This window comes from Cupriavidus sp. F041, assembly GCF_057814235.1.
The window spans coordinates 559,662-567,133 of the sequence record NZ_JBVASY010000003.1; the positions used below are offsets into that span (position 1 = coordinate 559,662).

Here is a 7,472-nt window from a genome sequence, read left to right on the forward strand (position 1 = left end):
TTCGTTTCTGTCCTGTACCTTGGTTTGCCGAGCTAGGTAGCCAAAAGAAACTGCCATTTGATGTGCATCATAGATGGCGCGCGCGCCGACGGCGTCAGATCAGCGTGTGCACTATCGCAACTCGCATCGCATACCGAGTGCTGATGCTCAGGTCCCGCGCTAAATTGTGTTTAGGCGCCGCCTTTGCTGTGTGTTCAGTTTGGCAAGAGCCGGCAATGACCGCTCACAAGGCCAGACGGTCGGCGCTCATCTTCGGCCTATCTACTGCAGGCGGAAACACCCGCCAGCAGCCGTCATCGTGCCGAAAGAAGAACAATGCGCGCAAAACGGCCGGTTGCGTGGTCTCGACGCATACGTAGCGTCGCCGGCCCGAGTGGGTGCGACCGAATTCAACTACGTGGACCGACGTCGTGGGGCCAGGCGCGAGCCATTTTTCGACCTGAAAACGCAGGGATTGCTCATTTGTGTTTTTCATGTCCCCCTCCATCACCCCGGTTCTTGTTTGCCGCAGCGGTCCATAGGGCCCAACAATTGTCAGAATCGCCTAGTACGAAGGCAGCCGTGCGAACCGCCGCGCTGCAATGCGTTTCATGACGCACCTTGCATCGCAGTCGAATCTTTAGAAAGCACTTTAACTCTACGCCACAAACTGGCGCCCCTGCTTGTCGTTTGGCCAAATAGCAACAGCGGAAAAACCGCTGAGCGGGGTGCCTGAATGCGCCTTTAGGGTGTTAGTTTTGATGCACTGCAGTATGTGCGGCCGACCACAAAATCGCGCTACGTAGCAATACAGAAACGGTCGACATTTGCAGTAGGTTGACCCCGCGCGCTTAGCGGCAGCGGCTCTTCCAATACCGGTTCTTCGGAGCTTTTCGCGTCATCCTCCGTTTGGCGTTGGCGCACTTGGTAACAACTACATCGAGCGCGCGGACGGAACCCGGGAAGGGTCGGTGCACATCGGCAGGGCCGACATGGTGCCCGACGACGTCTTCGTGATCGAGACCCCCGGAGGGGGAGGGTACGGCCGCGAATAAGCCCATTCTGGGTGACTCATTATCCTCTTGAGGGCAGACTGCTCTCAGCCCCGCTTTGGCAAGCTCTCCAGCAGTGGCGGATCAACGGCGGGGGCCCGGCGCGGGCTGCGTTCCCGCCGCGATCATGTCGATGAAGTCCTGCATGTAGCCCCGCACGTATTGGTCGGCCCGCAGGCTGACCGCCGCCATCGACGGCGGAAAGAGGTCGCCGGTGTCGATCACCGCGAGGTCGGTGTCGCGCCGCGGCTCCACCGCCATCTGCTGCAACACGGCCACGCCCAGGCCGGCGGCCACGTAGGCCTTGATCACGTTGGCGTCGGTCGCCCTGACCACCACGCGCGGCGCCAGTCCCCGGCGCTCGAACTCGCGCGTCACCATCCATCCCGAATTGAAGTGCTCGTCGTAGGTCACGAGCGGATAGCGCGCGATGTCCTCGATCGTCACGCGTGCCAGCTTCAGCAGCGGATGCCGCCGCGGCACGATCAGGCAGCGCGGGATGGCATAAGCCTCGAGCGTAACGATGCCTTCCGGCGTCGCGTCCGGCAGCGTCGAGATGCCGAGGTCCACCGCGTTTTCGCTGACCCACTGCACGATCTGCGCGGGGTGTCCCTGCAGCAGTTCCAGGTTTACGGCGGGATACGCCGCGCTGAAACGGCGAATGGCGTCGAGCAGCCCGTAGCGCGCATGGATGTGCGTGGTACCCACGCGCAGCGTGCCGCTGCCACCGGCGAGGCCCGCGCTGGCCAGCCCCGACAACGCGCGCGTGTCGTTGAGCACGCGCCGCGACAGCGCCGCCGCTTCCTGGCCGGCGTCGGTCAGTCCCACCAGCCGGTTGCCCCGGCGCACGAACAGTTCCACGCCGATCTCGCCTTCGAGCGAGCGGACCAGCTTGCTGACGGCGGGCTGGGTGGTGTGCAGCGCGTCGGCCGCGCGGGACACGCTGAGTTGGCTGGCGATGACGGCTTGCAGGCAGCGGAGTTGCTGGAGGGTCATGATTGACGCGCCGGTTGGATCATGCCAGTTTGGCAATGATTGTCTACAAACATGTCATTTTACAGAAAGAAGACGGCGGCCGAGAATGGCTGCCATCTCCTCAGGAAAGAAAGGTTTCGCGATGACTTGCAGTGTGTTCGACCAGGCCCTCCAGCAGCACATGTGGAGCACCGACGAGATGCGCGACGTGTTCTCGGAGGAGAGCCGCGTGCAGAGGTGGTTCGATTTCGAGGCCGCGCTGGCTGCCGCGCAGGCCGAGCTGGGCATCATTCCCGCTGAGGCCGCTGCCGAGATCGGAGCGAAGGCGCGGGTGGCGGACATCGACCTGCCGGCGCTGGCGGCCGAAACGCGCCGCGTGAAGCACCCGCTGGTACCGGCGGTGCGCGCGCTCCAGCAGCGCTGCGCCGGGGGGCTGGGCGAGTTCGTGCACTTCGGCCCGACCTCGCAGGACGTCTACGACACCGGCATGATGCTCCAGGTGCGGCAGGCCCACGGCATCCTGATGCGCGACCTGGCCGCCGTGGGGCGCGAACTGTACCTTCTGGCCGACGAACACAAGCACACGCCGATGGCCGGGCGTACCCACGCCGTGCAGGCGCTGCCGATCACGTTCGGCCACAAGTGCGCGATCTGGCTGTCCGAGCTGGACCGCCACAATGAGCGCATGCAGGGACTGGAGCAGCGTACCTTTGTCGGCCAGATGGTGGGCGCCGTCGGCACGCAGGCGTCGTTCGGGGCACAGGCTGGCGAGCTGGAGCGGCGCGTGATGGCGCGCCTCGGGCTTGGCGTGGCGCCGATCAGCTGGCAGCCCGCGCGCGACCGCCTGGGCGAGTATGTCAGCGTGCTGGGCCTTGTCGGCGCCACGCTGGGCAAGATCGCCAACGCCATCATGAACCTCGAGGGCGACGAGGTGGGTGAGCTCGCCGAGCCGTTCAGCGACGGCAAGGTGGGCTCCTCCACCATGCCACACAAGCGCAACCCGGCTGTGGTGGAGACCGTGGTGACGCTCAGTCGCGCCATCCGCTACAGCGTGGCGATGATGCACGACGCGCAGATGGCCGAGCACGAGCGCGACGTGGCCGCTGTGCGCATGGAGTGGAAGGCCGTCCCCGAGGCCTGCATGATGGCCGCGGCCATGCTGCAGATGATGCAGTACGCGCTGTCCGGCCTGACGGTGAACGCCGCGCGCATGCGCGCCAACCTCGATTTGCTGGGCGGCTTCCTGATGTCCGAGCGTGTGATGTTCGCGCTCGGCGGGAAGGTCGGCAAGCAGACCGCGCACGATCTGGTCTATGCCGCCGCCATGCAGGGCATGGAAAGCGGCATCACGTTCGAGCAGGCGCTGTCCCGCGATCCCGCCATCCGCGCGGCCATCGAGCCAGCCGAGCTCAAGGCGCTGCTCGACCCGGCCACCTACGTGGGGCTGGCCCCGCAGATCGTGGAGCGCTTCCTGGGCCAGGTGCGGGAGAGCGGCTGGCCCGGTTGAAGGCGCCGCCGGCCTGCACATGCCCCGCACGGCGCGAAAACATCACAAGACATCACAAGACAACACAGGAGACACACCATGAACAGGATCGCCGAGACATTGCGACGGCTGGGCGCGCTGGCACTGCTGTGCGCGGGCGCCATGATCGCCACCCATGCGGCCCACGCGCAGGCCGACACCTACCCGAACCACCCGGTGCGCCTGGTCGTGCCCTATCCCGTGGGTGGAGGCGGGGACACCGTCGCCCGGCCACTAACGCTGTACATGTCGGAGCGCATGGGCCAGCGCATCATCGTCGACAACCACGGCGGCGCCAACGGCAATATCGGCATGGACATGGTCGCCAAGGCGCCGCCCGACGGCTATACGCTGGCGCTCGCGCTGACCTCGCAGCTGGCCGTCAACCAGAGCCTGTACCGCAAACTGCCGTACGACCCGGTCAAGGATTTCGAGCCCGTTTCGCTGCTGGCCTCGGCGCCGTACTTCCTCGTCGTGCATCCTTCTGTGCCGGCCAAAACCCTGGCCGAGTTCATCAAGTTGGTCAAGGCGAATCCCGGCAAGTACACCTATGGCTCTTCGGGCAACGGCAGCGGCCCGCACCTGTCGATGGAGTTGCTGAAGTCCATGGCCGGGCTCGATCTCGTGCACGTGCCGTTCAAGGGCACTGGGCCCGCCATGCCCGCGCTGCTGGCGGGGCAGGTCAATGCCATGTTCGCTAGCTATGGCGTGGCGTCGCAGCAGATCAAGGCCGGCAAGCTGCGCGTGCTGGCGGTGTCCACCGTGCAGCGCGCGCCCTCCATGCCCAATGTGGCCACCATCGCCGAGGCCGGCGTGCCCGGCTACGAGTCCAACGTCTGGTACGCGCTGCTGGCGCCGCGCGGCACACCGCGTCCGATCGTCGCCAAGCTCAGCGCCGAAATCGCGGAGCTGATCAAGAGCTCGGACCTGCGCAAGCGCTTCATGTTAGACGGCATCGTCCCGGTGGGGTCGACGCCCGAGGCGCTCGGCGCCTACATCCAGTCCGAGAGCGTCAAGTGGTCCGCCATCGTCAAGCGCTCGGGCGCCACCATCGACTGAGCGTGGCCAGCACTACCATCCCAGCCACAACCACAGGGAATCCACAATGAAGATCGAACGCGTAGAGGCCATCGCCGTGCGCATCCCGCTGAACAAGGTGTTCTCCGGCAGCTCGTACCAGGTCGACAGCCGCGCCACGGTGATCACCCGCCTGCACACCAGCTCGGGCCTGGTCAGCGAGGTCTACAACGGAGACCCGCGCGAGCACGGCCCCGAGATCGCCCGCATGATCGAGCAGGACATGGCGCCGCTGCTGATTGGCGAATCCATCCACGCGTGCGAGCGCATCTGGGAAAAGCTGTTCCGGCTGACGATTCGGGCCGCAGACCGGGCGCTGGTCATGAACGCCATCGCTTGTGTCGATGCGGCGGTGTGGGACCTGGCGGGCAAGGCGCTCGGGGTCAATGTGTGTCGCCTGATGGGCGGCTACCGGCAGGAGATCCCGATCATCGCCATTGCCGGCTATTACCTCCCGGGCAAGACTGCGTCCGACCTGGCCGGCGAGATGGCCTGGCTGCGGTCGGTGGGTATGGCCGGCTGCAAGGTGAAGGTGGGTGGCCTGTCGCCCGAGGAGGATGCCGAGCGCGTGAAGTATGCGCGCGAAGGCGGCGGCGCGGACTTCCTGCTGGCAGTGGATGCCAACCGCGGCTGGAGCGTGGCGGAGGCGACGCGCTTCGCGCGGCTGGTGGAGCCATACGACATTGCGTGGTTCGAGGAGCCCTGCCACTGGCACGATGATGTGCACGGCATGGCCGCAGTGCGCCAGGCCACGTTGATCCCCATCAACGCGGGGCAGAGCGAGGTCAGCGCGGCGGGCGTGCGCCGGCTGCTAGACGCGGGCGCGGTGGACATCGTCAACTTCGATGCGTCCGAAGGCGGCGGCCTCACCGAATGGCGCCGCGCTGCGGCGGCCTGTGCGCTAGCTGGCGTGCGCATGGCGCACCATGAAGAGCCGCAGATCGCTTCGCACTTGCTGGGCGCAGTGCCGCACGGGATCTGCGTGGAGTGCTTCCCGGACCCCGACCGCGACCCGATCTTCCCCGGCATGTGGGCCAACCCGCCGCGGATTAAGGACGGCATCCTGTCGATCCCGCAGGGCCCCGGGTTCGGCATCGAGCTGGACTGGGACATGGTGAAGCGGTACCGGCTGAGCTAGGGGGATCTCCGGGGGCGCCGGGCCCCGGCACGGCCCCACCTCGGTTGCTGCCCCGGCTTCCTCGCTTCCCCTTCATGGGGTAGTCGAATGGAAGGGACTTTGGGTCGGCCGGAAGAGCACCTTTACCTTCCACGTATGCCGCCATCGGTTCCGTGCTTTAGCGACAACACATGGGCGATTTTCAGGTGAAAACTTGGACCGCGAACCATTGGCCTCATCCTCTGCAAGAGCAAGAACGGGCTGATCGTGGAATATGCGCTGCGTGAGTCAGCGAAGCCAAGCGATACAATCTGCAGTAATTGGCCATGCCGTTCGGAGAGGGCGTTGGCTGCGCTAGAATGACCCGCGACAGGACGACAATAACGAGGGTCGAGCGGTGACGTCGCGGACACACTACACCACATTGGGCCTTGCCAAAACTGCCTCTGCGGCAGAGATCAAGGCCGCCTATCGGCGAATGGCGATGCAGTGGCATCCGGACCGCAACCCGAAAAGCCAGTCCGAAGCCACCGCCCGCTTCAAAGAAATCAAGCACGCCTACGAAACACTGAGCAACGAACGGAAGCGTGAAGCCTATGACGACTCGCTGGACGAGACTAGATTCGGGTTTGGCGCGGGATCGTTTGGTTTCGGCGCCGGCGCAAGCCAGTCTTCGGGAAGGGTGAAGCCGGCCGGATTCGGTTCCTACTGGCATCGCTCCCCGCCGCCTGTACGCGGCGAGGATATTGAGTGCAAGGCATCGATCTCCGTCGAGACGGCGGTCAACGGGGGAACGATCGAGGTAAAGGTTCCATACGTCGGTCCGTGCGATGCCTGCGGCGGTACGGGATGGGCGCGGGCCGCGTCGCGCTGTAAGGCGTGCGCTGGCGAAGGATGCTCTAAGTGCGACTATTCGGGTAGGACAAACGTCTGCGCTACATGCAAGGGGAGCGGTCACGCGAAAGCGGAACGGAAGATTGCGACGGAGGTTCGTGGTGGAATCGTCGATGGCATGATGATTCGCATCGTCGGTGGTGGCACACCCGGGGGAAATGGCGGGGCCGATGGCGACGCACTGTGCAGGATCAAGGTGCTGAAGGCCGGAAGCTACAAACTTCAGGGCCTTGACCTGATGGGGGAAGTAAAGGTGGATTTTGCAACCGCCGCGATCGGCGGGAAGGTGCACGTCAACGTGTTCGGGAAGTCTTACACCGTCGAGGTGCCGCCCATGACGCGCGCGGGGAAGATCCTCCGGCTGTTAGGGAAGGGCCTGCGACACGCTGTCAACCATGACACGGGCGATCTGCGGCTCAGGGTCGTGATCGACCTGCCGAAGGGACGGCTCAGCGAGGCGCAAAAGCAGGTGCTCAAAAGCATGTTTGCGGACGGCATGAGTTTACACGACTGACCGCGCGGATGCCGCACCGGTGGCAGCGGCATCCGCGGCCGGCTCGCGGGTCTGCGGGGGGCACGATCAGAATCATCCGTTTCTCTTTGCCTGGCGCATGAAAGCGATTCATCAGCGGGTGCTTGTCCGAATTTATCGTCAGCATCGTGAAACTGAAGGTCTCGGCTCCGACCTCGCGCGGCCAGGTCCGCCACAGCCCCGCGATCGCGAAATCGGCTTCGTCCTTTAGCCAGGTCCGCCAGCGAACCGACTTGGCCCCGCCCTCGTAATTGGGTTTGTAGAAGCTGGTAGCCGGCACGAGACAGAACAGACCGTTCGCCCACGCGCCAGCGAATGATC

General features: G+C 65.0%; 7 protein-coding genes. 4 read left to right on the top strand and 3 right to left on the bottom strand.

Features of this window, described 5'->3' with window-relative positions:
- Positions 1 to 223: 223 nt before the first annotated feature.
- Together ACZY0R_RS41150 and ACZY0R_RS41155 are read right to left on the bottom strand one after the other, a co-directional pair.
- Positions 224 to 475, bottom strand: a complete 252-nt coding sequence (locus tag ACZY0R_RS41150; protein ID WP_488867286.1) for a hypothetical protein — start codon at positions 473 to 475, stop codon at positions 224 to 226.
- A 640-nt stretch (positions 476 to 1,115) separates the two neighbouring features.
- A complete protein-coding gene (locus tag ACZY0R_RS41155) occupies positions 1,116 to 2,027 on the bottom strand; it encodes a LysR substrate-binding domain-containing protein (RefSeq protein ID WP_488867288.1) in 912 nt (303 codons plus the stop codon).
- Between the two features lie 121 nt (positions 2,028 to 2,148).
- Here ACZY0R_RS41155 and purB point away from each other — a divergent pair, with 121 nt between their 5' ends.
- The 4 genes from purB (at position 2,149) to ACZY0R_RS41175 (ending at position 7,133) form a co-directional block, all read left to right on the top strand.
- Positions 2,149 to 3,513, top strand: a complete 1,365-nt coding sequence (gene purB / locus ACZY0R_RS41160) for an adenylosuccinate lyase (protein WP_045241821.1) — start codon at positions 2,149 to 2,151, stop codon at positions 3,511 to 3,513.
- Positions 3,514 to 3,591: 78 nt separating this feature from the next.
- Entirely contained in the window at positions 3,592 to 4,590 is a 999-nt protein-coding gene (locus ACZY0R_RS41165) for a Bug family tripartite tricarboxylate transporter substrate binding protein (protein ID WP_488867290.1), read from the top strand.
- A 46-nt stretch (positions 4,591 to 4,636) separates the two neighbouring features.
- On the top strand, positions 4,637 to 5,746 hold the full coding sequence (locus tag ACZY0R_RS41170; protein WP_488867292.1) for a mandelate racemase/muconate lactonizing enzyme family protein: 1,110 nt from the start codon (positions 4,637 to 4,639) through the stop codon (positions 5,744 to 5,746).
- Between the two features lie 376 nt (positions 5,747 to 6,122).
- Complete coding sequence (locus ACZY0R_RS41175) at positions 6,123 to 7,133, top strand: DnaJ C-terminal domain-containing protein (protein ID WP_488867294.1); 1,011 nt, start codon at positions 6,123 to 6,125, stop codon at positions 7,131 to 7,133.
- Here the strand turns inward: ACZY0R_RS41175 and ACZY0R_RS41180 are convergent.
- The coding region (locus tag ACZY0R_RS41180) for an SOS response-associated peptidase family protein (protein WP_488867296.1) at positions 7,093 to 7,472 on the bottom strand (380 nt) is incomplete at its 5' end. The two genes, ACZY0R_RS41175 and ACZY0R_RS41180, sit on opposite strands and share 41 nt — an antisense overlap.